The sequence below is a fragment of the Streptomyces sp. NPDC051740 genome (assembly GCF_044453165.1).
Lineage (GTDB): Bacteria > Actinomycetota > Actinomycetes > Streptomycetales > Streptomycetaceae > Streptomyces > Streptomyces atrovirens.
The window spans coordinates 185,130-206,486 of record NZ_JBITCL010000007.1 but is presented as its reverse complement, the minus strand read 5'-3'; the positions used below and the strand labels follow the sequence as shown (position 1 = coordinate 206,486).

At 71.0% G+C, this 21,357-nt stretch carries 22 protein-coding genes, 2 pseudogenes and 1 riboswitch; of the genes and pseudogenes, 13 read left to right on the top strand and 11 right to left on the bottom strand.

Going from position 1 to position 21,357, the window contains the following annotated elements; all coding sequences use genetic code 11:
- Positions 1-58: 58 nt before the first annotated feature.
- Both ACIA6T_RS14510 and ACIA6T_RS14505 read right to left on the bottom strand, forming a co-directional pair.
- Complete coding sequence (locus tag ACIA6T_RS14510) at positions 59-1,456, bottom strand: trehalose-6-phosphate synthase (RefSeq protein ID WP_399446836.1); 1,398 nt, start codon at positions 1,454-1,456, stop codon at positions 59-61.
- A 58-nt stretch (positions 1,457-1,514) separates the two neighbouring features.
- On the bottom strand, positions 1,515-2,459 hold the full coding sequence (locus ACIA6T_RS14505; RefSeq protein ID WP_399446835.1) for a glucosyl-3-phosphoglycerate synthase: 945 nt from the start codon (positions 2,457-2,459) through the stop codon (positions 1,515-1,517).
- A gap of 140 nt (positions 2,460-2,599) precedes the next feature.
- A riboswitch (SAM riboswitch) is annotated at positions 2,600-2,747 on the top strand.
- Positions 2,748-2,764: 17 nt separating this feature from the next.
- Between ACIA6T_RS14505 and thrC the strand changes: the two genes are divergently transcribed.
- From thrC to groL, 4 genes are all read left to right on the top strand, one after another.
- On the top strand, positions 2,765-4,054 hold the full coding sequence (thrC, locus tag ACIA6T_RS14500) for a threonine synthase (RefSeq protein WP_399446834.1): 1,290 nt from the start codon (positions 2,765-2,767) through the stop codon (positions 4,052-4,054).
- 81 nt (positions 4,055-4,135) lie between these two features.
- A complete protein-coding gene (locus ACIA6T_RS14495) occupies positions 4,136-4,411 on the top strand; it encodes a ubiquitin-like small modifier protein 1 (protein WP_030864454.1) in 276 nt (91 codons plus the stop codon).
- 430 nt (positions 4,412-4,841) lie between these two features.
- Positions 4,842-5,045: a cold-shock protein gene (locus ACIA6T_RS14490; protein WP_004929928.1), complete on the top strand. Its 204-nt coding sequence runs from the start codon at positions 4,842-4,844 to the stop codon at positions 5,043-5,045.
- Positions 5,046-5,382: 337 nt separating this feature from the next.
- Positions 5,383-7,005 carry a chaperonin GroEL gene (gene groL, locus ACIA6T_RS14485; protein WP_399446833.1) on the top strand — a complete coding sequence of 541 codons (1,623 nt, stop codon included), beginning with the start codon at positions 5,383-5,385 and terminating at the stop codon, positions 7,003-7,005.
- A gap of 83 nt (positions 7,006-7,088) precedes the next feature.
- Here groL and ACIA6T_RS14480 read toward each other — a convergent pair whose 3' ends face one another.
- Positions 7,089-7,445, bottom strand: a complete 357-nt coding sequence (locus ACIA6T_RS14480) for a hypothetical protein (RefSeq protein WP_399446832.1) — start codon at positions 7,443-7,445, stop codon at positions 7,089-7,091.
- 157 nt (positions 7,446-7,602) lie between these two features.
- Between ACIA6T_RS14480 and ACIA6T_RS14475 the strand changes: the two genes are divergently transcribed.
- Positions 7,603-8,733, top strand: a complete 1,131-nt coding sequence (locus ACIA6T_RS14475) for an NADH:flavin oxidoreductase (RefSeq protein WP_399446831.1) — start codon at positions 7,603-7,605, stop codon at positions 8,731-8,733.
- 284 nt (positions 8,734-9,017) lie between these two features.
- Entirely contained in the window at positions 9,018-10,490 is a 1,473-nt protein-coding gene (locus tag ACIA6T_RS14470) for an MFS transporter (protein WP_399446830.1), read from the top strand.
- A gap of 181 nt (positions 10,491-10,671) precedes the next feature.
- On the opposite strand, the gene ACIA6T_RS14465 is transcribed toward ACIA6T_RS14470, so the two are convergent.
- From ACIA6T_RS14465 to ACIA6T_RS14455, 3 genes are all read right to left on the bottom strand, one after another.
- Positions 10,672-11,244 carry a hypothetical protein gene (locus tag ACIA6T_RS14465; RefSeq protein WP_399446829.1) on the bottom strand — a complete coding sequence of 191 codons (573 nt, stop codon included), beginning with the start codon at positions 11,242-11,244 and terminating at the stop codon, positions 10,672-10,674.
- Between the two features lie 49 nt (positions 11,245-11,293).
- Positions 11,294-12,229, bottom strand: a complete 936-nt coding sequence (gene murQ, locus ACIA6T_RS14460) for an N-acetylmuramic acid 6-phosphate etherase (protein WP_399446828.1) — start codon at positions 12,227-12,229, stop codon at positions 11,294-11,296.
- A 116-nt stretch (positions 12,230-12,345) separates the two neighbouring features.
- A complete protein-coding gene (locus tag ACIA6T_RS14455; protein ID WP_399446827.1) occupies positions 12,346-13,287 on the bottom strand; it encodes a MurR/RpiR family transcriptional regulator in 942 nt (313 codons plus the stop codon).
- A gap of 57 nt (positions 13,288-13,344) precedes the next feature.
- Between ACIA6T_RS14455 and ACIA6T_RS14450 the strand changes: the two genes are divergently transcribed.
- Together ACIA6T_RS14450 and ACIA6T_RS14445 are read left to right on the top strand one after the other, a co-directional pair.
- Positions 13,345-13,758 (top strand): hypothetical protein, encoded by a 414-nt coding sequence (locus ACIA6T_RS14450; protein WP_399446826.1) that lies wholly within the window; start codon positions 13,345-13,347, stop codon positions 13,756-13,758.
- A complete protein-coding gene (locus tag ACIA6T_RS14445; RefSeq protein WP_399446825.1) occupies positions 13,755-14,033 on the top strand; it encodes a DUF4031 domain-containing protein in 279 nt (92 codons plus the stop codon). The genes ACIA6T_RS14450 and ACIA6T_RS14445 overlap by 4 nt, the downstream gene beginning before the upstream one ends.
- On the opposite strand, the gene ACIA6T_RS14440 is transcribed toward ACIA6T_RS14445, so the two are convergent.
- From ACIA6T_RS14440 to ACIA6T_RS14420, 5 genes and pseudogenes are all read right to left on the bottom strand, one after another.
- Positions 14,015-15,100 carry a GNAT family N-acetyltransferase gene (locus ACIA6T_RS14440; RefSeq protein WP_399446824.1) on the bottom strand — a complete coding sequence of 362 codons (1,086 nt, stop codon included), beginning with the start codon at positions 15,098-15,100 and terminating at the stop codon, positions 14,015-14,017. The two genes, ACIA6T_RS14445 and ACIA6T_RS14440, sit on opposite strands and share 19 nt — an antisense overlap.
- A gap of 10 nt (positions 15,101-15,110) precedes the next feature.
- Positions 15,111-15,773, bottom strand: a complete 663-nt coding sequence (locus ACIA6T_RS14435) for a hypothetical protein (protein ID WP_399446823.1) — start codon at positions 15,771-15,773, stop codon at positions 15,111-15,113.
- Positions 15,774-15,881: 108 nt separating this feature from the next.
- Entirely contained in the window at positions 15,882-16,109 is a 228-nt protein-coding gene (locus ACIA6T_RS14430; protein ID WP_399446822.1) for a hypothetical protein, read from the bottom strand.
- A pseudogene (locus ACIA6T_RS14425) lies at positions 16,106-17,077 on the bottom strand (MerR family transcriptional regulator). The gene ACIA6T_RS14430 and the pseudogene ACIA6T_RS14425 overlap by 4 nt, the downstream one beginning before the upstream one ends.
- Before the next feature lie 175 nt (positions 17,078-17,252).
- Positions 17,253-17,753: an ATP-binding protein gene (locus ACIA6T_RS14420; RefSeq protein WP_399446821.1), complete on the bottom strand. Its 501-nt coding sequence runs from the start codon at positions 17,751-17,753 to the stop codon at positions 17,253-17,255.
- Positions 17,754-17,862: 109 nt separating this feature from the next.
- Here ACIA6T_RS14420 and ACIA6T_RS14415 point away from each other — a divergent pair.
- From ACIA6T_RS14415 to ACIA6T_RS14395, 5 genes and pseudogenes are all read left to right on the top strand, one after another.
- Positions 17,863-18,709 (top strand): annotated as a pseudogene (locus tag ACIA6T_RS14415) (Scr1 family TA system antitoxin-like transcriptional regulator).
- Positions 18,706-18,909 (top strand): DUF397 domain-containing protein, encoded by a 204-nt coding sequence (locus ACIA6T_RS14410; RefSeq protein WP_399446820.1) that lies wholly within the window; start codon positions 18,706-18,708, stop codon positions 18,907-18,909. Before ACIA6T_RS14415 ends, ACIA6T_RS14410 begins: the two are co-directional and overlap by 4 nt.
- A 243-nt stretch (positions 18,910-19,152) precedes the next feature.
- The gene (locus ACIA6T_RS14405) at positions 19,153-19,569 is read left to right on the top strand and encodes a DUF3800 domain-containing protein (protein ID WP_399446819.1); all 417 of its coding nucleotides are present in this window, start codon (positions 19,153-19,155) and stop codon (positions 19,567-19,569) included.
- An 87-nt stretch (positions 19,570-19,656) separates the two neighbouring features.
- Positions 19,657-20,337, top strand: coding sequence for a maleylpyruvate isomerase family mycothiol-dependent enzyme (locus ACIA6T_RS14400; RefSeq protein WP_399446818.1), 681 nt, complete (start codon positions 19,657-19,659; stop codon positions 20,335-20,337).
- Between the two features lie 95 nt (positions 20,338-20,432).
- A complete protein-coding gene (locus ACIA6T_RS14395; protein ID WP_399446817.1) occupies positions 20,433-21,122 on the top strand; it encodes a copper homeostasis protein CutC in 690 nt (229 codons plus the stop codon).
- The last annotated feature ends 235 nt before the right edge of the window (positions 21,123-21,357 follow it).

Sequence of the window (21,357 nt, the reverse complement as noted above, 5' to 3'; positions counted from 1 at the left end):
CGTCCAACCTATCCGCGCCCGCCCCCTCGCACGCCTGTGTGACCGGCCATACCTCCGGTCAGCCGGGCGTTCCGTCCCGCAGCGCGTCCAGCTGCTCCAGGAACCAGCGGGCCGGAGGCAGCGCGGTCGCCGCCGCGGACAGGCGCTCGGCGCGCTCGGCGCGTTCGTCCGGGCCCATCGTCAGGGCCTCGTGCAGGGCCTCGGCGGTCCCGACGACGTCGTACGGGTTGACCGTGAGCGCGTCCTCGCCCAGCTCCTCGTGGGCGCCCGCCTCCCGCGACAGCACCAGCGCGCAGCCCGCGTCGGAGACGACCGGGACCTCCTTGGCGACCAGGTTCATGCCGTCGCGGATCGGGTTGACCAGCGCCACGTCCGCCATCCGGTACGCGGCGAGCGAGCGCGCGAAGTCGTCCTTGACGTGCAGGACGACCGGCCGCCAGCCCGGTGTGCCGTACCGCTCGTTGATCTCCTCCGCGACCCGCCGCACCTCGGCGGTGTAGTCGCGGTACACGGCGAGGTCCTGCCGGGAGGGGTAGGCGAACGCGACGTGCACGACGCGCTCGCGCCACTCGGGACGGTCCTCCAGGAGCTGCCGGTAGGCCAGCAGGCCCCGCACGATGTTCTTCGACAGCTCGGTCCGGTCGACCCGGACGATCGTCCGGCGCCCCTCGCCGATCTCCTCCCGGAGCGCGGTCATCCGCTCCTCGACGTCCGCCTCGTGGGCGCGGGCGCGCAGGAAGTCCGCGTCGGCCCCCAGACCGTGCACGCCGATCCGCGTGTCCCCGAGGCCGTCCGCGAAGCGTTCGCAGCACGCGGTGAACGCGTCCGCCCAGCGGTGGGTGAGGAAGCCGAGCCGGTCGGCGCCGAGCATCCCGCGCAGCACCTGCCGCGCGATGTCGTCGGGCAGCATCGCGAAGTACTCCGGCGGCGCCCACGGCGTGTGCGAGAAGTGCGCGATGCGCAGGTCGGGGCGGAGTTCGCGGAGCATCCCGGGGACGAGCGTCAGGTGGTAGTCCTGGACCAGTACCGCCGCACCCCGCGCCGCCTCCTCGGCCAGCGCCTCGGCGAACGCCCGGTTGTAGGCCTCGTACGACGCCCACTGCCGGCGGAACTCCGCGTCGAAGACCGGCTCCAGCGGCGTCTGGTACAGCATGTGGTGCACGAACCAGAGCACCGAGTTGGCGATCCCGTTGTACGCGTCCGCGTGCACGTCCGCCGGGATGTCCAGCATCCGCACGCCGTCCTCGCCGACCCCGCGCCGCACCGCCTCGCGGTCGCCGTCGGACAGCGCCGAGCACACCCACAGCGCCCCCGCGTCCGGCCCGATCGCCGACAGTCCGGACACCAGCCCGCCACCGCCCCGCCCGGTCCGCAGCGAACCGTCGTCCTCCACCGTGTACGAGACGGGCCCGCGATTCGACGCGACCAGCACCTGAGCACCCTGCGTGACAGCCATACGCTGCAACCTAGCCCGGTCCCAGGGGCCTCAAACGCACGGATCGGCCGTGTACGGGTCAGGCCACCCTTCGCGCCTGGTACTCCGCGATCTCCGCCATCGGCGGCCGTTCCTCCGTGTCCACGGAGTACGTACGGGGTTCGAAGTTGTCGCCGGTGCGCTCGAACTGGGTCAGGGACGGGCGGATCAGATGGCCGCGGGCCAGGCGGAGCTGGGCGGTGCGGTAGATCGCGGCGGCCATCCGGCCGAGGGCCTGGCCGTCCTGGTGGCGGTGGATGCGGACGCCGACGTCCACCTGGGCGAGGGCGTCCAGGCCCACCAGGTGCAGGGCGTCGACCAGCATGCCCAGCTCGACGCCGTACCCGACCGGGAACGGGAGCTGTTCCAGCAGGCTCCGGCGGGCCGCGTACTCGCCGCCGAGCGGCTGGACGAAGCCGGCGAGCTGGGGCCAGTGCATGTTCAGCAGCGGGCGGGCCATCAGCTCCGTGACCCGGCCGCCCTGACCGGCGGCAGAGCCCAGCGGGCGGTCGTACATCGCCTTGACCAGGTGCACGTCCGGCTCGGTGAGCAGCGGGCCGACGATGCCGGAGACGAAGTCGGAGGAGAACTCCCGCAGATCCGCGTCGACGAAGCACACGATGTCCCCGCGGGTGACGAGCAGGGAGCGCCACAGCACCTCGCCCTTGCCGGGCACCGCCGGTATCCGGGGCAGGATCGCGTCCCGGTGCACCACTCTCGCGCCCGCCGCCGCCGCCACCTCGGCCGTGCGGTCGGTCGAGCCCGAGTCGACCACCACCACCTCGTCGACCAGCGGGACCTGGAGCACCAGGTCGTGCCGGATCACCGACACGATCTCGCCGACCGTCGCCTCCTCGTCGAGCGCGGGCAGCACCACGCTCACCGTCTGACCCGTCGCGCGTTTCGCCGCCAGGATCCGGTGGAGCGGGCGGTCGGCCACGGACCAGGAACGGTCGGTCAGCCAGCGCTCGACTTCTTCCAGCACGGTCCCGGGCTCCTCACTGGCCTGTGATCCATCTCGCGGTACGGACGACTATCTCAACCATGCAGGCCTTCGGTTACAGTCTTGAACAACGCCGATGACCACCGCATGCCGGGGTCACCGCGCGGACGACAACTGAACACCGCTCATCCAGAGGGGCAGAGGGATACGGCCCGATGAAGCCCCGGCAACCCTCCAGTCGGTTCTTGTCACACGGACGTGGCGAGGCTCCCGGCTAGGGAAGGTGCCAAATCCGTCTCACGGCGAAGTGCGTCGTGAGGAAGATGAGGAGAAAGGGCCTCGCCTCCATGGCTGTGCAGACTGTTGCAAGCACCACCGATTCCGCCGTCGTAGACCTCGGTCCGGCCGCGGCGCTCTCCTGCCGCGAATGCGGGCACCGCGTCCCCCTCGGCCCCGTCTTCGCCTGCGAGGAGTGTTTCGGCCCGCTGGAGATCGCGTACGACTTCTCGGCCCACGACACCGAGGAGCTCCGCAAGCGGATCGAAGCGGGACCCGCGAACATCTGGCGCTACGCGCCGCTGCTGCCCGTCCCGGCGGACGTGGCGACCAAGCCGAACCTGAACCCCGGCTGGACCAAGCTCGTCCAGGCCGACAACCTCGCGCGTGAGCTGGGCGTCGACGCCGGCAAGCTGTTCGTCAAGGACGACTCCGGCAACCCGACGCACTCCTTCAAGGACCGCGTCGTCGCCCAAGCCATCGAGGCCGCCCGCGCCTTCGGCTTCACCACCCTCTCCTGCTCCTCCACCGGCAACCTCGCCGGCGCCGTCGGCGCCGCCGCGGCCCGGGCGGGCTTCCGGTCCTGCGTGTTCATCCCGCACGACCTGGAGCAGGGCAAGGTCGTCATGGCCGCCGTCTACGGCGGTGAGCTCGTCGGCATCGAGGGCAACTACGACGACGTGAACCGCTTCTGCTCCGAGCTGATCGGCGACCCGGCCGGCGAGGGCTGGGGCTTCGTCAACGTCAACCTGCGGCCGTACTACGCGGAGGGGTCCAAGACCCTCGCGTACGAGATCTGCGAGCAGCTCGGCTGGCGGCTCCCGGACCAGATCGTGATCCCGATCGCCTCCGGCTCCCAGCTCACGAAGATCGACAAGGGACTGCAGGAGCTGATCAGGCTCGGGCTGGTCGAGGACAAGCCGTACAGGATCTTCGGGGCGCAGGCCGAGGGGTGCTCGCCGGTGTCCACCGCGTACAAGGCGGGGCACGACGTCGTACGTCCGCAGAAGCCGGACACGATCGCCAAGTCGCTGGCGATCGGGAACCCGGCGGACGGGCCGTACGTGCTGGACATCGCCCGCCGGACGGGCGGGGCGGTGGAGGACGTGAACGACGAGCAGATCGTCGACGCGATCAAGCTGCTGGCGCGTACGGAGGGGATCTTCGCGGAGACCGCGGGGGGTGTCACGGTCGGCGTGACGAAGAAGCTTCTCGAGAGCGGGGCGCTCGATCCGTCTCTGACCACCGTTGTGCTCAACACCGGGGATGGTCTGAAGACGCTGGACGCGGTCGCCGGCACGGGGTTGACCGCGACGATCCGTCCGAGCCTCGAGTCGTTCCGTGAAGCCGGGCTTGTCTGAGTCGTTCGTCTGCGGGGCCGTTGTGGCTGGTCGCGCAGTTCCCCGCGCCCCTAGGGCGCTGTCCCTTCCGGAGGTTTTGTCGTGAGCGTGACTGTTCGTATCCCCACCATCCTGCGTACGTACACCGGTGGGCAGGCCGAAGTGAGCGCCGAAGGGGCGACCCTTGGCGAGGTCATCTCGGACCTGGAGAAGAACCACACCGGGATCGCCGCCCGGGTGCTGGATGATCAGGGCAAGTTGCGGCGGTTCGTGAACGTCTACGTCAATGACGACGACGTGCGGTTCGAGCAGGGGCTCGAGACGGCCACCCCGGACGGGGCCGGTGTGTCGATCATTCCCGCGGTGGCCGGCGGCTGATCATTACCTTCGGTAATGACGATTACCGAGCGTCTGGGACTTCGCCCCCTCCGTAAGAGAAGCGGAGGGGGCAATTCCATGGGGTTGAGCGCGATAGAGTTGGGGAACGCGCTCCCGATCCACTGATCGGAAACACTGAATTCCTGCCGCGGGCCCGACTGGATGTAGCCAAAGTGTGGGCACCCTTCGCGGCATTTGTGACCTTTGCGCGGCCCGACTTGCCCTGGATTGAGGCGAATTCTCGCCACATTCCGGACCGGCGTCGTCCAGATTTCTCGTCCGATTGACCTGTTGCAGACGGCAGTTGGACAGATACATTCAGCCGCGGTCGACGCGTTCCGGCGCACGCCCCCAACCGTTGGGGAGTGAGGTCTGACCCGGATCCGCGAAGTGCGGATCTGTGCAAGGGCCAGTAATAGGGGAGTTAGGCATGGCTCAGGGCACCGTCAAGTGGTTCAACGCGGAGAAGGGGTACGGCTTCATCGCGGTCGACGGTGGTGCGGATGTTTTCGTCCACTACAGCGCGATCCAGATGGACGGCTACCGCACCCTCGAAGAAGGCCAGCGGGTCGAGTTCGAGATCTCGCAGGGTCAGAAGGGCCCACAGGCCGACATGGTTCGTCTCAGCGCCTGAACGCGCTACCAGCCGCAAGCATCTTCTGCCGACGAAGGGCCCGCACCTCCAGGGGTGCGGGCCCTTCGCCGTGCCCGCGCGCCGTGCCCGCGCGCGGCCGAGCGGTGTTCGCGTACGGCCGAGCGCCCCCGTGTACTCCCCATAGGCGCTTGCACTCGCATGGGTCGAGTGCTAATCATTGCGTTAGCACTCTGAAGGTGAGAGTGACAACGAAGGACCGGGTCGGTGAGGCCCGCGGGCCGTGTGGGGCAAGGAACCACGGGGCCGGCGAGCCGTCCGTCGCGGGCGCGGGCGCGGTCCGAAGGAATCACCCCCAGTCCTGGAGGGACCACTTCACATGGCCAAGATCATCGCGTTCGACGAGGAGGCGCGGCGCGGCCTCGAGCGCGGCATGAACCAGCTCGCGGACGCCGTCAAGGTGACGCTCGGCCCCAAGGGCCGCAACGTCGTCCTCGAGAAGAAGTGGGGCGCCCCCACGATCACCAACGATGGTGTGTCCATCGCCAAGGAGATCGAGCTCGAGGACCCGTACGAGAAGATCGGCGCCGAGCTGGTCAAGGAAGTCGCCAAGAAGACGGACGACGTCGCCGGTGACGGTACGACCACCGCGACCGTCCTCGCCCAGGCCCTGGTGCGCGAGGGTCTGCGCAACGTGGCCGCCGGCGCCAACCCGATGGCTCTGAAGCGCGGCATCGAGAAGGCCGTCGAGGCCGTCTCCGGTGCCCTGCTCGAGCAGGCGAAGGATGTCGAGACCAAGGAGCAGATCGCCTCCACGGCCTCCATCTCCGCCGCCGACACCCAGATCGGCGAGCTGATCGCCGAGGCCATGGACAAGGTCGGCAAGGAAGGCGTCATCACCGTCGAGGAGTCCCAGACCTTCGGTCTGGAGCTGGAGCTCACCGAGGGTATGCGCTTCGACAAGGGCTACATCTCGGCGTACTTCGCCACCGACATGGAGCGTATGGAGGCCGTCCTCGACGACCCGTACATCCTGATCGCGAACTCCAAGATCTCCAACGTCAAGGACCTGCTCCCGCTCCTTGAGAAGGTCATGCAGGGCGGCAAGCCGCTGCTGATCATCGCCGAGGACGTCGAGGGCGAGGCCCTGTCGACCCTGGTCGTCAACAAGATCCGCGGCACCTTCAAGTCCGTCGCCGTCAAGGCCCCGGGCTTCGGCGACCGCCGCAAGGCCATGCTCGGCGACATCGCCATCCTCACGGGCGGCGAGGTCATCTCCGAGGAGGTCGGCCTCAAGCTGGAGAACGCGACGCTCGACCTGCTGGGCAAGGCCCGCAAGGTCGTCATCACCAAGGACGAGACCACCATCGTCGACGGTGCCGGCTCGGCCGACCAGGTCCAGGGCCGCGTGAACCAGATCCGCGCCGAGATCGAGAACAGCGACTCGGACTACGACCGCGAGAAGCTGCAGGAGCGCCTGGCGAAGCTCGCCGGCGGTGTCGCGGTCATCAAGGCCGGTGCCGCCACCGAGGTGGAGCTCAAGGAGCGCAAGCACCGCATCGAGGACGCCGTGCGCAACGCCAAGGCGGCCGTCGAGGAGGGCATCGTCGCCGGTGGTGGCGTGGCCCTGCTGCAGGCCTCCCAGGTCTTCGAGAAGCTGGAGCTCGACGGTGACGAGGCGACCGGCGCCAACGCCGTGAAGCTCGCCCTGGAGGCCCCGCTGAAGCAGATCGCCGTCAACGGTGGTCTCGAGGGCGGCGTCGTCGTGGAGAAGGTCCGCAACCTCACGGTCGGCCACGGCCTGAACGCCGCGACCGGCGAGTACGTCGACATGATCGCCGAGGGCATCATCGACCCGGCGAAGGTGACGCGCTCCGCGCTGCAGAACGCCGCCTCCATCGCCGCGCTGTTCCTCACCACCGAGGCCGTCATCGCCGACAAGCCGGAGAAGGCCGCGGCCCCGGCCGGCGGCGGCATGCCGGGCGGTGACATGGACTTCTGATCCTTTTCGAGGATCGGATCAGTCCGTCGTACGACCGAGGGCGGCACCCCCTGTTCCGACAGGGGGTGCCGCCCTCGGGCGTTTCAGGCGGCGCACCACGGCACGCGGCAGACGTGCGGCGCCGCGCCCCGCGGGCACAGGCCCCGCAGCACCGCCTTGCGGACCGCCCGCCAGGTCCGCAGCGAGCACACCAGACGGACGCGCAGCTCGACCGGTTTTCGCGCGCCGCTGCTTTGGCCCGGGTGTTCCCAGGCCCACTGTTCCGCCAGGTGGTCGTAGAGGTCGGCGGTCGTCGTCCCGCTGCCGGGGAGCGTGCGGACGACGTCCCGGCCGACGGCCCGGGCGTTCCGGAGCGCTGTGGCCCGGTCGACGACCGAGCCGGCCCACGCCAGCCCTTCCTCGTCCGCGTACAGGCCGAAGCGCAGGAGGCGTGCTCTCATCGGGCGACCGTACCCCGGTGCGCGGGAAGGCGTCCCGTGACCGGGGTCACGTCCGGGGCCCGAGGGGAATGCCCCTCCCCGCTTCCCGGTTGATGCTGAGCGTGCATTTAATGCACGTACACATACTGATCGGTATTCGAAACAGAGGAGCCCCCACGTGACCACCACCTCCCCGGACACCGCCGCCCGAGCCGCCGGGATCCTCTCCCGGCCCGTCACGATCAACGGCCTGACCGTCCCCAACCGCATCGCCATGGCACCGATGACCCGGATGTTCTCGCCGGGCGGCGTGCCCGGTGCGGACGTGGTGTCGTACTACTCCCGTCGCGCCGCGGCCGGTGTCGGGCTGATCGTCACCGAGGGGACGTACGTGGGGCACGAGTCGGCCGGGCTGAGCGACCGGGTGCCGCGGTTCCACGGGGAGGAGCAGCTCGCGGGCTGGGCGGAGGTCGCCGAGGCGGTGCACGCGGCGGGCGGCACGATCGTGCCGCAGCTCTGGCACATCGGCATGGTCCGCGAGCAGGGCCAGGCGCCGTACCCCGAGGCCCCGGCGGTCGGCCCGTCCGGGGTGCGCACGGACGGCACCGAGGGCAAGGGCGAGGCGATGACGCAGACCGACATCGACGACGTCGTCGCCGCGTTCGCCCGGGCCGCCGCCGACGCCGAGCGCATCGGCTTCGACGGCGTGGAGCTGCACGGCGCCCACGGCTACCTCATCGACCAGTTCCTGTGGTCCGGCACCAACCGCCGCACCGACGCCTACGGCGGTGACCCGGTGGCCCGCGCGCGGTTCGCGGCGGAGGTCGTGGCGGCGGTGCGTGCCGCCGTGTCGCCCGAGTTCCCCGTGATCTTCCGCTACTCGCAGTGGAAGCAGGACGCCTACGACGCCAGGCTCGCCGAGACGCCCCAGGAACTGGAGGCGATCCTCGCCCCGCTCGCAGCGGCCGGTGTCGACGCCTTCCACGCGTCCACGCGCCGCTACTGGCTCCCCGAGTTCGAGGACTCCGACCTCAACCTGGCCGGCTGGACGAAGAAGCTGACCGGCAGGCCCGCCATCACCGTCGGTTCCGTCGGGCTGAACGGCGAGTTCCTCAAGGCCTTCCAGGGGCAGGGCGCCGAGCTGGGCAGCATCGACAACCTGCTCGACCGGATGGAGCGGGACGAGTTCGACCTCGTCGCCGTGGGCCGCGCGCTGCTCCAGGACCCGAACTGGGCGGCCAAGGTGCTGGCCGGCCGCTTCGACGAGCTGGCGCCGTACGAGCCGGCGTCCATGCAGACGCTGAGCTGACGTCGTACGGTGCGGGGTCCGTGTGGACGCTGAGCTGGCGTCGTACGGTGCGGGGTCCGTGTGGACGCTGAGCTGGCGCCGTACGAGCCGGCGTCCGTGCGGACGCTGAGCTGGCGTCGTACGGGGCGGGGTCCGTGCGGATGCCGGGCCGAGCCGGTCGATGGCGCTCCCGGAAGCGGGGGCGCCATCCGCACGTCACCCGCTTTTAATTTGCTTAAGTCAATCAATCGCCTTAAAGTTGCCTGAGTCAAGTATTGGCCTGAGTCCCGACGGAGACCTCCTTCATGTCCGACGCACTCGACCGTTCCCCCACGCCCGGCACCGCCGCGCCGCCCAAGACCGGTGCCGTAGTGCCCGTACTGGCCTTCGGCGGCATCGTGGTCTCGCTGATGCAGACCCTGGTGATCCCGATCGTGGGGCAACTGCCGCAGTACCTGAACGCCTCCGCCGCGGACACCGCCTGGGCCATCACCGCCACCCTGCTCGCCGCCGCCGTCGCCACGCCCGTCATGGGCCGCCTCGGCGACATGTACGGCAAGCGCCGCATGCTGCTGGTCAGCATGGCCATGCTGGTGGTCGGCTCCGTGGTCGCCGGACTCAGCGACTCCCTGGTCCCGATGATCGTCGGACGCGCCCTGCAGGGCCTGTCGTCCGGTGTGATCCCGCTCGGCATCAGCATCCTGCGCGACGAACTGCCCGCGGAGAAGCTGGGCTCGGCCACCGCGATGATCAGCGCCTCGCTCGGTGTCGGCGGCGCCCTCGGCCTGCCCGTCGCCGCGCTCATCGCCGACAACTTCGACTGGCACATGCTCTTCTGGATCTCGGCCGCGCTGGGCGTGGTCGCGCTGGTCCTGGTGCTGATCATGGTGCCGGAGTCGAAGGTGCGCACCGGTGGCCGGTTCGACCTGCCCGGCTCGCTCGGCATGGCGGCCGGACTGATCTGCCTGCTGCTGGCGATCTCCAAGGGCGGTGACTGGGGCTGGGCGAGCGGCACCACCCTCGGCCTGTTCGCGGCGGCCGTCGTGGTCCTGCTGGCCTGGGGCTTCTACGAGCTGCGCAACGACCAGCCGCTGGTGGACCTGCGCAGCACGGCCCGCCCCCAGGTGCTGATCACCAACCTCGCCTCGATCGCCATCGGCTTCGCGATGTTCTCGATGTCCCTGGTCATCCCGCAGGTGCTGCAGCTCCCGGAGGAGACCGGCTACGGCCTGGGCCAGTCGCTGCTGACGGCCGGTCTGGTCATGGCGCCGTCCGGCCTGGTGATGATGGCGCTGGCCCCGGTCTCCGCGCTCGTCACCCGCGCCAAGGGCCCGAAGGTGACGCTCATGATCGGCGCCCTGATCGTGGCCGTCGGCTACGGCCTGAACGTCCTGCTCATGAGCGAGGTCTGGCACTTCGTGCTGGCGTCCTGCGTCATCGGCGCCGGCATCGGCTTCACCTACGGTGCGATGCCCACGCTGATCATGGGCGCCGTGCCCGCCTCCGAGACGGGTGCCGCCAACGCCCTCAACACCCTCATGCGGTCCATCGGCACCTCCGTCGCCAGTGCCGTCGCCGGTGTCGTCCTGGCCCAGATGACCACGGAGTTCGGCGGGTTCGCGCTGCCGTCCGAGGACGCCTTCCGTACGGTGCTGGCGCTCGGGGCCGGGGCGGCGCTGCTCGGCTTCGTCATCGCCGGCTTCATTCCGCGGCAGCGGGCCGCGGGGGCGGAGGAAGCGGTCGTCGCCGGGCGTGCGGTGGAGCCGTCGAAGGCGTAGGGACGGTCGGCGCAGCCGAAGGACGGCCGCCGTCCCGGGGATGCCGGGGCGGCGGCCGTTGCCGTGGTGGGTCCGGGAGCCGCGGTTGCCCGCGGTGGTGTTTCTCGCCCCCGCCGCCCCTTCCCTTCCCGTCCCTGGGGGCTTCGCCCCCAGACCCCCGTGCGCAGTTCCCCGCGCCCCTTCAGGGATTGCCGCCCATCGGTTCGATGTCGATCCTGGCCGGTGTTCCCCACACGCGCAGCACCTCGTAGTCGGTGAACTCGTGGACGATCCGGTACGCCATGGCGGGCCGGGGCCCGCGTCGCTGCGCCGCGACGAACAGTTCCGCCTCGCGCCGGTCCCGGCGCGGGGTGCCGCACAGCTGCCACGTCTGCCCGTTCCACAGCTCCGGCAGCCAGCGCTGCTGCGGCTGCGGCCGGTCACCGCGCACCCCGTACCGGGACTGCACGGGCCCGGCGGGCCGGGCCTGCGGGGCCGGGCCGTTGAACTCGGAGCGGCGGGCGGTGCGGCGCCGGGTCTCGCAGAGCAGACACAGGTCGGGGGCGCTCTTGTCGACCGGTCCGGTCGGGTGCTCGGCGCAGCGCGTGCTGGGCACGGCCGTGGTGACGCTCTCCTCCAGCAGGTCCAGGGCCCGCCGCAGGTCGTCCTTCACTTCGTGCAGCCGGGCGTCCGGGGTGTCGGCGGACAGCGCCTCGCCGTGCTCCCCGAGCACGCGCAGGGCGCGGCCCAGGGCGGTGAGCTGCGCGTGGTTCATGGTTCGTCTCCGGGTCGGGTGCTCTCCAGTATCCGCCCACGGACTCCTTCTACTCCCGCGCCCTGGCGAGTGCCGCGCGCAGACGGCCGTCGGACTCCGCGAGCAGGCGGGCGGCCGTCGGACCGTCCACGTCCGCCAGGATCACCAGGATCGCGTGCTTGACCTCGCCGTCCGTGGCGGTCAGGGCCCGCTCGACGACGTCGTCCGCCGCGCCCGTCGCCTGCGCGACGATACGGCGGGAACGGGCGCGCAGCTTCTCGTTGGAGGCCCGCACGTCGACCATCAGGTTCCCGTACGTCTTGCCCAACCTGATCATCGTGATCGTCGACAGCATGTTCAGCACCAGCTTCTGCGCCGTACCGGCCTTCAGGCGCGTGGAACCGGTGAGGAACTCCGGGCCCACGACGACCTCGATGCCGTGCTCGGCCGCCGCCGCCAGCGCACTGCCCCGGTTGCAGGCCAGGCCCACGGTGAGGGCACCGCGCGCACGGGCGTACGCGACGGCGCCGACCGCGTACGGGGTCCGGCCGGAGGCGGAGACACCGACCACCGTGTCGTCGGCGGTCAGCTCCAGCGCGGCCAGGTCGGCCTCGGCCAGCTCGCGCGAGTCCTCGGCCCCCTCCACCGAGGTGACCATGGCGTCGGGACCGCCCGCGATCAGGCCGACGACCCGCGCCGGATCGGTGTTGAAGGTCGGCGGACACTCGGAGGCGTCCAGCACCCCCAGCCGGCCGGCGGTACCCGCACCCGCGTAGATCAGCCGCCCGCCCCGGCCCATCCGCTCGGCGACGGCGTCGATCGCGGCGGCGATGGCCGGCACCCGCTCGCCCACGGCCCCGGCCACCGCGGCGTCCTCGCCGTTCATCAGCCGGGCGATGTCGAGGGTGGGCAACCGGTCGACATCGGCCAACTCGGGCCGGAACGCCTCGGTGGTGAGGGTCTCCAACTGGGAGCGGAGGTCGCGGTGGTGGGAGGCGGAAGTCATGGCAGTGCGGCTTTCTTCGGTTTCTTCCCGGTGTGGGGCAGTACAACATCCCTAGGGGCGCGGGGAACTGCGCGAACAGCCACAGACGACCCGCAGATCACCACGCTGGAGCGGTCCTACGGTCCTTTGCGAACCACCCGGTGCCGGTGCGCCAAAGCCTCGTACGAAGCGGACAGCGCCGGCGCCGCCGACTCGTACGTCCGCTGGGCGACCCCCACGAACAGACAGTCCACCACCAGCAACTGCCCCGTCCGGGACGACATCGCGGCCGGCCGCAACTCGCTCTCCCGTGCCGTGGACGTGGTCAGGACGTGATCGGCGTACTGGGTGACGGGACCGTCCGGGCGTCCGGTGACCGCCACCGTCGTCGCCCCGCGCTCGAAGGCCACCCGGAGCGGTTCGATGACGTCCCCGGTCGACCCGGAGTGCGTGACGGCGATCGCCACGTCTCCCGACCGCAGCTGCACCGCGTTGGTGACGGCGAGGTGCGGGTCGCTGTGGGCGTGCGCCATCAGGCCTATGCGCAGCAGCTTCTGGGTGAGGTCCTGGGCGACGAGCCCCGACGCGCCGACCCCGTACACATCGGTGCGGCGGGCGCCGGCCAGGGCGGTCACGGCGGCGGCGAGCTGCACGGTGTCCAGTCCGGCCGCCGTGTCGGCGAGGGTCTGCTGTTCGTCGTAGGCGAGTTTCGCCACGACGTCGGCTATGGGGTCGTCCACCGCGATGTCGGTGGTGATGGCGGGCGCGCGCCCGGACTGCTGCTGGGCGGCGAGCCCGGCCAGCGCGAGGCGCAGATCGCGGTAGCCGGGGTAGCCGAGCAGACGGGCGGTGCGTACGACGGTGGCCTCGCTGGTGCCGGTGAGTTCGGCGAGTCCGGTGACCGTGAGGGCCGCGCAGCCGGCCGGGTCGTCGGCGACGGCCTCGGCGACCCGCCGCATGGAGCGGGTCATCGACGGAGCCAGCGTGCGCACCTTGGCCGCCAGGGCGGCGGGCGCGGGAGGGGAGGGCGTACCGCCGCCCGGACCGTTCCCGAAAATTTCCTTCACTTCACGGGTCACGGCATGAAAGATATTTTCGTTCCGGTCGTGCGGTCAAGGGTGCGCACAATAGGGGGCATGGACCCCCACGATCCGCCCGGCGAACCCGGCACCCCCGGACCCCGTCCGGTCAGCCCCCTGGAACAAGCCCTGCACGCGGCGCGCGCCCTCGTGCTCGCCGATCTGGCCGCGCGCGAGGTCGCCGAGGCGGACGTGGTGTCCCTCGTCGAGGAGTCCGTCACGCACCGGCGCTGGTGGGTGGAGCAGTGGCCGGACGGCTCCGGGTTCCTCGCCGGCCTGGTCGCCCAGGACGTACAGGACGCCCTGCTGGAGCGGCACGGGCGCTGGCCGCTGTGCCCGGTCTGCGGCACCGGCGACCCGCACGCGCTGGACGTGGAACCGGAACTCGGCCCCGATCCGCACTGGGTGTGCCACAAGGCGGGCGTGAAGGTCGCGGCGGTGGGCCGGCTGGGCGGAGCGGTCCCCTCGTGACCGTCTACATCGACCCGCCCACCTGGCCGGGCCACGGCCGGATGTGGTCCCACCTCGTCAGCGACCTCTCCTACGACGAACTGCACACCTTCGCCGACGGCCTGGGCGTCCCCCGCCGCGCCTTCGAACGCGACCACTACGACGTCCCCGCCCACCGGTACGCCGACGCGGTGCGCGCGGGGGCGGTCGAGGTCAGCAGCCGCGAGGTGGTGCGGCTGCTGCACGGGGCGGGGCTGCGGCGCCGCAAGGGCGCGGTTCAGCCGCGGAGTTCGTAGGAGACCTGCCCCTCCTGCCGGGACACCTCGGTGAAACCGGCCCGGGTGACGACCTTCTGTGAGGGCACGTTCTCCTCGTCGACCACGGCGGCCACCGTCCGTACGCTGTCCCGCGCGAGCGCCCACGCCGACAGGGTGCGCAGCGCCTCGGTGGCGTAGCCGTTGCCGCGGGCGTCCACGGAGAGGTCGTAGCCGATCTCCACCCTGCCGTCCTCGTCCGGGACGCCGTGGAACCCCATCGCGCCCACCGCGCGGTCGTCCTCGCGCCGGACCAGTACGTACATGGCCCACTCCGGGTGGAAGACACCCTCCTCGTACTGCTTGAGCAGCATCCCGGCGCCCTCCCGCGTCCCCTCGAAAGGGCCCGAGTCCACCCAGTGGAACCCGCCGTCACCGGCGAGGGACAGTTCGGCCGCGACCGCGGGGGTGACGCCCTCCAGCAGGAGCCGCTCCGACCGGAGCACGGGGTTGTTGCTCCACTTCCACTCGGTGACGGGTTCCCGGCCCGGCAGATCGCCGCGCCCGGTGGCCCACAGCAGCGTCCGCCACGGCGTGGGCCCCGGTTTGACCCGCGGGAAGATCCGGGTGAGGACGAAGGCGGCCAGCTCGGCCGGCGGCTCGTAGCCGATGCCCATTCCCTCGGCGATGTCGTGCGTGTGCAGCAGCACCTCGGCGATGCCCATCGCGGCGAAGCCCTCGCGGTTCGCGTGCCGGAAGGGGAACGGGTGGAAGGCGCGGACCGCGCGCGGGGTGGTGCGGACGGCGGCGGCGAGCAGGGCGCCGGTCGTGGTGATCACCTGGAGGGCACCCGCGTTGTCGGCGGCGTCCAGGCCGTCCTCGCTGCCGTCGAGGGTGATCTCGAAGGGCACGTACGCGTCCTGCGCCCGCCCGGCGATCTGCCCCGCGTACGCGATGAGATCGCTCGCGATGTGCGCCGCCGTCTCCCGGCAGTCCCACTCCAGCCGCCCGGCCCGTACCCCCGTCCAGTCCCGGTCGGTGACCGCCCCCAGCGCCGCCACGCAGTCCGCGACGGCTTCCTCGACCTGTTCCGCTCCCAAGGCATGCATGCGGGGCAGGCTAGGCGGGCGGCGCCGCCGGGGTCGACAGCATTTCCAGCTCGCCGCGCATGTTGTGGCGGGCGGTGGCCTCCCAGTGCTCCCGCCCGTACGGCGTACGGAACAGGCGTGGCAGGGCGAGGAGTTGCCGCAGCACCTCGGCCCGTCCCGCGCGGAACGCGTCGTTCGGCACGAAGTGGTACTCCTCGCGGACGGCGGCGGTGTAGGCGGCGTACGACGACGGCGACGCGGCGAGGACCGCGAGGTCGGCGTCGCACAGCACCTGCCCGTCCCGGTCGTCGTCGGCCGGATCGTGCGTGACGGTGAGCCGCACCAGCCGGGCCACCTCGGCGGTCCTCTCCGCGGACACCCCGGCCTCGGGGAGCGCCCGCTCGGCGAGCCGGGCGGAACGCTCCTCGTTGGTGGACCGGTCCGGCAGGTAGACCGCGTCGTGGAACCAGGCGGCGAGCCGTACGACGTCCGGGTCGTCGGCGTACTCCTCCAGCACGTCGATGTGGTCCAGGACGGCGGTCAGGTGGGTGAGCGTGTGGTAGTGCCGCTGGGGCTCCTGCCAGCGCCCGATCAGGTTGTCGGCGTACGGCGACGGGTCCGAACCGCCACCGGGCCCGCGGGCCCCTTCCAGGGCGCGGGCGAAGCGGGCACGCAGGGCTTCGGTGTCGGCCATACCGTCATTCTTCCCTCCCGCGGGTGGCCCGTTCCACGGCTCTGGGATCTTCGCGCCTTGTCCACCCTGCCGCGGCGGCTGTCCGGCGTGCGCTTTCCGGTCGCCCCTTCAGCTCCTGCGCCCGACTTCCTTCGCTCGGCTGTGCGCCCAGCCCGCGACAACCGCCCCGACGGCGACGGCGACGGCGACGAAGTGGACGGTGACGCCGGCCGCGAATCCGCCCGGCAGCCAGGCGAGCAGGCCGGCGTTGTCGTGGTCGACGAGCAGGCGGATCGCTCCCTGCCCTCCGAGGACGACGAGAGCCACACCGAGGGTCTGTAAGACGGCGTACTTCACGGGATGCCCTCCGGGGTCCAAGACGTCGCTGCCGCGACGGAAGCACCGCACGGGGCGGTGGTGAACCAGGTGTAAACGGGGGCGAGTGTCGGTGACGCGGGCCATCCATTGACCGTTGCCAGGAGCTGCCAGTAGCGCTTGGCGTGCGGGTCGGCGGTCATCTCCAGGCGGGCGACGAGCCAGCGGCGCAGATCGCCGTCGCCGGCACTCGCGAAGGCGTGGCCGTACAGGCCGCCCAGTGAGTCGGCCGGGGGTGCGGTCGTGGCGGAGGCGGGCAGAACGCCGGCGGACACGGCTCCTTCGATTCGCTCGCGCACCGCTCGGTCGAGGCCGTCATGCAGGTCGGCCACGTCCTGCCGGGAAACTTCCTCCGCCTGCTCCTCGGCCATGCGCCGCACCGCGGTACGGAAGTCCGCGTTTTGGCAGAGCTCGGCGAGCTCCACCCAGGCCTCGACCTGTTCGGGCGTGGGGTCGTCGGGGAGCTCGGGCGTGACGGACCGCATCAGCGCCACGAACTCGGGGTTGACGTCGAGGCCGTTGAAGGTGTCGTCGATGAAGGCGGCCACCAGTCGCCGTTGTTCGGTCCGGGAAAGCGTGGCGAGCCGATGCATGAGGTCCATCTCCATGGTCGTGGTTCAGCCTCTGGCGACTGCTCGTAGTACCGCCCGGCGCGGACGGAGGGCCTGGATCTGTACGTCCAGGGCGTCGGCGTGTGCTTCCGCGACTTCCGGTACGGTCGCCTCCCGGTCCAGCACCTTGCGCACGGTCGCCAGGTCGAGCCCGAGATCGCGCAGCGTGCGGACCAGGTTCAGGCGGGCGAGAGCGTCGGGGCCGTACAGCCGGTAGCCTGCCGGGCTCCGGTCGGTCGCCGGGACGATGCCCTTGTCGGAGTAGTACCGGATGGTCTTCACCGTCAGACCGGTCCGGCGGGATAGCTCTCCGATGGAATGGAGCGTGTCGCTGTCCATGCCCCCAGCCTGGTGTCTCCCCCCGCGGGAGACTCAACCGGGAACAGAACTCGCTGCGGGGCCTCGTCAGCACCGGGCCGGTGTCGTCCACCCTCGTGGTCACAGCCGACGCCGGAGCCGTGCACGCCTCGGCGCGGACCCGTACCGCTCACGTCATGACCGTACGGTCGTCCGGTCACTCCGGAACTTTGTCGATCACGGGAACTTCGCCGCAGAGAACCAGTTCCGCGCGTACCGTCTTGCCCGGCCCTCCTTCCGTGCGTGGCTCGACGGACAGTCGGCTCGCCAGGCGGAACACCAGCCAGAGGCCGCGGCCTCCCTCCGCCTCGGCATCCTGAGGAGCGCAGGGCCAGGTCGGCGACAAGCCACCGTCCCGGGTGTCGGTGACCTCGATGCGCACAAGGTCGCGGGCGGCCGCCAGTGTCGGGCTCAGGCGGAAGTCGCGGCCCGGAACACGGCCGTGGGTCACCGCGTTGGCGGTGAGCTCGGCCACGACCAGCGTCACGGTCTCGTTCACCTCGGACTCGTACGGGAAGCCCCAGACGTCCAAGCGGTGGGAAGCGAGCCGCCGGGCCAGGCGGGCGCCCCGCGGGGTGGAGGTGAAGCACATCGAGAACTCTTCGGTATGGGCTGCGGACTGTCCGGTGTGCTCGATGGGGGGAACTTCGGTGGTCATGGAGGTGAGCCTTGTGCGGCGTACGTACGGTGACCAGCAACCGCGTCCTTACACAGTGTGGCTGTAAGGGCGCCGAACGTGTCTGTAGGGGCAGGAACAGGGGTGGCCCATGGTGCAGGTTCCGGAACAGGCGATCGCGGCGCGCGGCCAGGATCCTGCCGACGAGCTCCTGCGGTGCTTCGGCAGGCAGATCAAGCTCTTTCGGGAACGTGCTGGTCTCACCCAGGCCGCCCTCGGTCCGCTCCTTGGATACAGCGAGGCGCAGATCGCCGCGATCGAGCAGGGCCGACGTATCGCCAGGCCGGACACCATCGAGAAACTGGACACGTTGCTTGAGGCGGACGGGGTTCTGCTTGCGATGAAGTGAGCGGTCGCCCTGACGCGGTACCCGGCCTTCTTCCGGGATGCTGCGCGGATCGAGGAGACCGCAGTCGAGTTCCATCAGTACGCGCCGTTGATCGTGCCGGGCATGCTTCAGACCGAGGCCCACGCCAGGACGATGTTCACGGTGTGGCGCCCACGCCGGAACGAGGCGGAGATCGAGCAGATGGTGTCGGCGCGGCTCGCGCGGCACGCGCTCTTCGGCCGCATGCCCGCGCCAGTACTCAGCTTTGTCCTGGAGGAGGCTGTTCTTCAGCGGCCCATCGGCGGTTCCGAGGTGCTACGAGGGCAGCTTGAACACTTGCTCCTCACCGGCCAGGACCCGAACGCAGAGATTCAGGTGATGCCGACCGGAGCAGCCGACCACGCTTGTGTGGACGGTCCGTTCACGCTGATGGTGCCGGAAGGAGGGGAGCAGGTGGCCTACTTGGAGAGTCAGGGCAGCGGTCGGGTGATCACTGAGAGGGAAATCGTCCGTGGCATTGCGGCGCGCTATGGGAATCATCCGGGCTCAGGCGCTGACCCCGAAGGAGTCCCTGCGCCGCATCGAGAAGCTGCTGCAAGGAGACTCATGACAAGCGAGCAGTCCAAGGGCCAGTCGCTCGACTGGTTCAAGTCCAGCTACAGCGGTGGTTCTGGAGGCGACTGCATCGAGGTCGCCACCCTCCCCGCCTCCGTCCATGTCCGTGACTCCAAAGACACAGGCCAGGGCACCTTCACAGTGGCCCCCGCCGCATGGTCCGCCTTCGTCGCTCACGCGCGTCACGCTCACTGACCGAAAACGGACGTCAACACGGCGTGACGGTCGGCTTGACCGGCTTCCGTCGGTCTTGGCAGCATCGGCGGTAGCAAACAAAACACGGTGCATATGGCTGCACCAGGTCCTGGGGCCGCTCCTTCGGGAGCGGCCCGAGTGTTTTCCGGGAGGGATCGTTGTACCTGTGCTACATCGACGAGGCGGGCAACGGCCAGACTCTCGACCCCGCCAGACCGGACGCCCCGCCGGTCCTCGTCGTCGGTGGCTTCACCGTTCAAGACGCGCAAGTACCGCGCGGGCGGCGACCTCCTCAAGGGCATCATCGAGTCGCCGGTCTTCGGGCACAGCGACACCCACACGCTGCTCCAGCTCTCGGACCTCGTCGTCTCCTCCCTGCTGTTCCCCATCGCGTGCCACGCCTACCTCAGCGACGTGACGTGGAACGTGCACTGCGACGACGCGTACCGTCCGCTGCGAGAGGAGTTCGGGGAGCGGCTGAAGAAGCTCCAGTTCCGGTACCAGGACCCGGCGGGCAAGTGGCGTGGCGGGATCGTGGTGTCCGACCGGCGGACCGCGCGGCCGTCGAGTCTGATGTTCGGTCTCGGTAAGACCACAGGGCGGAAGCCGGCCATTCCCGCGCAACAGACCGACAAAGGTGATGTGCCGAGCACGCTGTAGTGCGTGCCCGCTACGGCTGGCAGCGCACCATCGGCGTACCACGGTTGGTACGGACGTCGAGGCTCATCCACCACTAGCGTGGACGGCATGACGACTCCTGCGGATGTGCGGAACGTACGAGACCCCGAACTGCCCGGCCGGCTGCTGACCGTCGAGCGGGACGCGCTGATCCCGTTGCTGCGGGGGAGGGCCGACGGGGACTTCGCGCTGCCGGTGGCGGCGTGTCCGGGGTGGACGGTGCGGGATGTGCTGGCGCACTGCTCGGCCGCGTTCACCCGGGTGCTGGAGCGGCGGTTCGAGGACGGGGTGTTCTCGCCCGAGAGCAACGAGCGGGACATCGCCGAGCGGGCCGGGTGGACGAACGCCCGGGTCGTGGACGAGCTGGAGCACGGGATGAGCGGGGCGGGGCCCGTGATCGCCAGGGCGGGCGGGGCGCTGGACGGGCTCGCGCTGGGCGAGTGGGTGCACGCCGGGGACGTACGGGTCGCCCTGGGGGAGACGGGGGCGTACGCGGGCGCGGGGCTGCCGTACGCGCTCACTCTGCTGGGGCAGGTGACCAGCGGGAAGGGTCATCTGCCGCTGCACGCCGACCTCGACGACGCCGACGAGCCGCTGCGGCTGGGCGACGCCACGGGGGAACGTCCCCCGGCCCGCTACATCGGCGACGGGCCGACCCTCGTACGGCTGTACGCGGGTCGTCCGGTGGACGGTGCCGCGTACGAGCTGGCCGGGGTGGAGGCGGCGGAGCTGAACATCTTCGGGGGCTGAGCGGAGGGGCGGGGCGGCCTCGGGCGGGCGGTCGGGCGTAGTCTTGGATTGGACTAGACCTGTAGTCGCCGTCTGATGCCGAGGAATGGGGTCCCATGAGCAAGCGTGCAGTCCTGGAGGTGATCGCCCTCGACGTCGAGGACGCGGTGGCCGCCCAGGCCGGAGGTGCGGACCGCCTCGAGCTGGTGACCGACATGGCGGCGGACGGGCTGACGCCTTCGGCGGCGACCGTCGCGGGGATCCGGGCGGCGGTGGACATTCCGGCGCGGGTGATGCTGCGGCTGGCGGACGGGTTCGCGGCGGGGGACGTCGAGCGGCTGGTGGGGGCCGCGTGCGAGATGCGCGAGGCCGGGGCGGAGGAGTTCGTGCTCGGGTTCCTCGGCCCGGACGGTGATGTGGATCTGGGGGCGGTGGAGCGGGTCGCCCGTGTGCTGGAGGGGTGCCGGTGGACGTTCCACCGGGCGATCGACCGGGCCGCCGACCGGGGTGCTCTGCGCAAGCAGCTCGCGGACTTCCCGGGGCTGGACACCTACCTGACGGCCGGGTCGGCCGATGGCGTGGACGCCGGGTTGCCGGTTCTGCTCGCGGAGGCGCGGCGGCGGGGGGAGCCGGGGTACGAGCAGCAGTTGCTGGTGGGGGGCGGGCTGGGGCTGGGGCATGTGCCGACGCTGTTGGACGCGGGGATCGACGGGTTCCACATCGGTGGGGCGGCCCGGCCCGGGGGGTGGGCCGGGCCCGTGTCGGCGGAGGCCGTCGCGGAGTGGCGGCGGGTGCTGGGGGGCTGAGCGGGGGGTGCGGCTGGGCGGCGCTGCGGTTTGGGCGGTGCTGCTGTCGGGCGGGGGTGGGTCGCGCTGCCCGGCGCCTTCCGGGGGCCCGCGCTGGAGTCGGCCGGGGGTGGGTCGCGCCGCCCGGCGCTTGCGGGGTGCCTCCCCCACTCTCGGCTTCGCTCGAGCGGGAGGTGCCCCCCTCGCCCACCCGTGCCGCCCTGCGGCACGATTGCCCGCGGAAACGCGGCAGGCG

Bases quoted from the DNA above. Each gene is read 5' to 3' on its own strand.
- ACIA6T_RS14510 (WP_399446836.1), bottom strand. From the start codon at position 1,456: ATGGCTGTCACGCAGGGTGCTCAGGTGCTGGTCGCGTCGAATCGCGGG.
- thrC (WP_399446834.1), top strand. From the start codon at position 2,765: ATGGCTGTGCAGACTGTTGCAAGCACCACCGATTCCGCCGTCGTAGAC.
- ACIA6T_RS14490 (WP_004929928.1), top strand. From the start codon at position 4,842: ATGGCTCAGGGCACCGTCAAGTGGTTCAACGCGGAGAAGGGGTACGGC.
- groL (WP_399446833.1), top strand. From the start codon at position 5,383: ATGGCCAAGATCATCGCGTTCGACGAGGAGGCGCGGCGCGGCCTCGAG.
- ACIA6T_RS14480 (WP_399446832.1), bottom strand. From the start codon at position 7,445: ATGAGAGCACGCCTCCTGCGCTTCGGCCTGTACGCGGACGAGGAAGGG.
- ACIA6T_RS14470 (WP_399446830.1), top strand. From the start codon at position 9,018: ATGTCCGACGCACTCGACCGTTCCCCCACGCCCGGCACCGCCGCGCCG.
- ACIA6T_RS14465 (WP_399446829.1), bottom strand. From the start codon at position 11,244: ATGAACCACGCGCAGCTCACCGCCCTGGGCCGCGCCCTGCGCGTGCTC.
- murQ (WP_399446828.1), bottom strand. From the start codon at position 12,229: ATGACTTCCGCCTCCCACCACCGCGACCTCCGCTCCCAGTTGGAGACC.
- ACIA6T_RS14450 (WP_399446826.1), top strand. From the start codon at position 13,345: ATGGACCCCCACGATCCGCCCGGCGAACCCGGCACCCCCGGACCCCGT.
- ACIA6T_RS14440 (WP_399446824.1), bottom strand. From the start codon at position 15,100: ATGCATGCCTTGGGAGCGGAACAGGTCGAGGAAGCCGTCGCGGACTGC.
- ACIA6T_RS14435 (WP_399446823.1), bottom strand. From the start codon at position 15,773: ATGGCCGACACCGAAGCCCTGCGTGCCCGCTTCGCCCGCGCCCTGGAA.
- ACIA6T_RS14420 (WP_399446821.1), bottom strand. From the start codon at position 17,753: ATGACCACCGAAGTTCCCCCCATCGAGCACACCGGACAGTCCGCAGCC.
- ACIA6T_RS14410 (WP_399446820.1), top strand. From the start codon at position 18,706: ATGACAAGCGAGCAGTCCAAGGGCCAGTCGCTCGACTGGTTCAAGTCC.
- ACIA6T_RS14400 (WP_399446818.1), top strand. From the start codon at position 19,657: ATGACGACTCCTGCGGATGTGCGGAACGTACGAGACCCCGAACTGCCC.
- ACIA6T_RS14395 (WP_399446817.1), top strand. From the start codon at position 20,433: ATGAGCAAGCGTGCAGTCCTGGAGGTGATCGCCCTCGACGTCGAGGAC.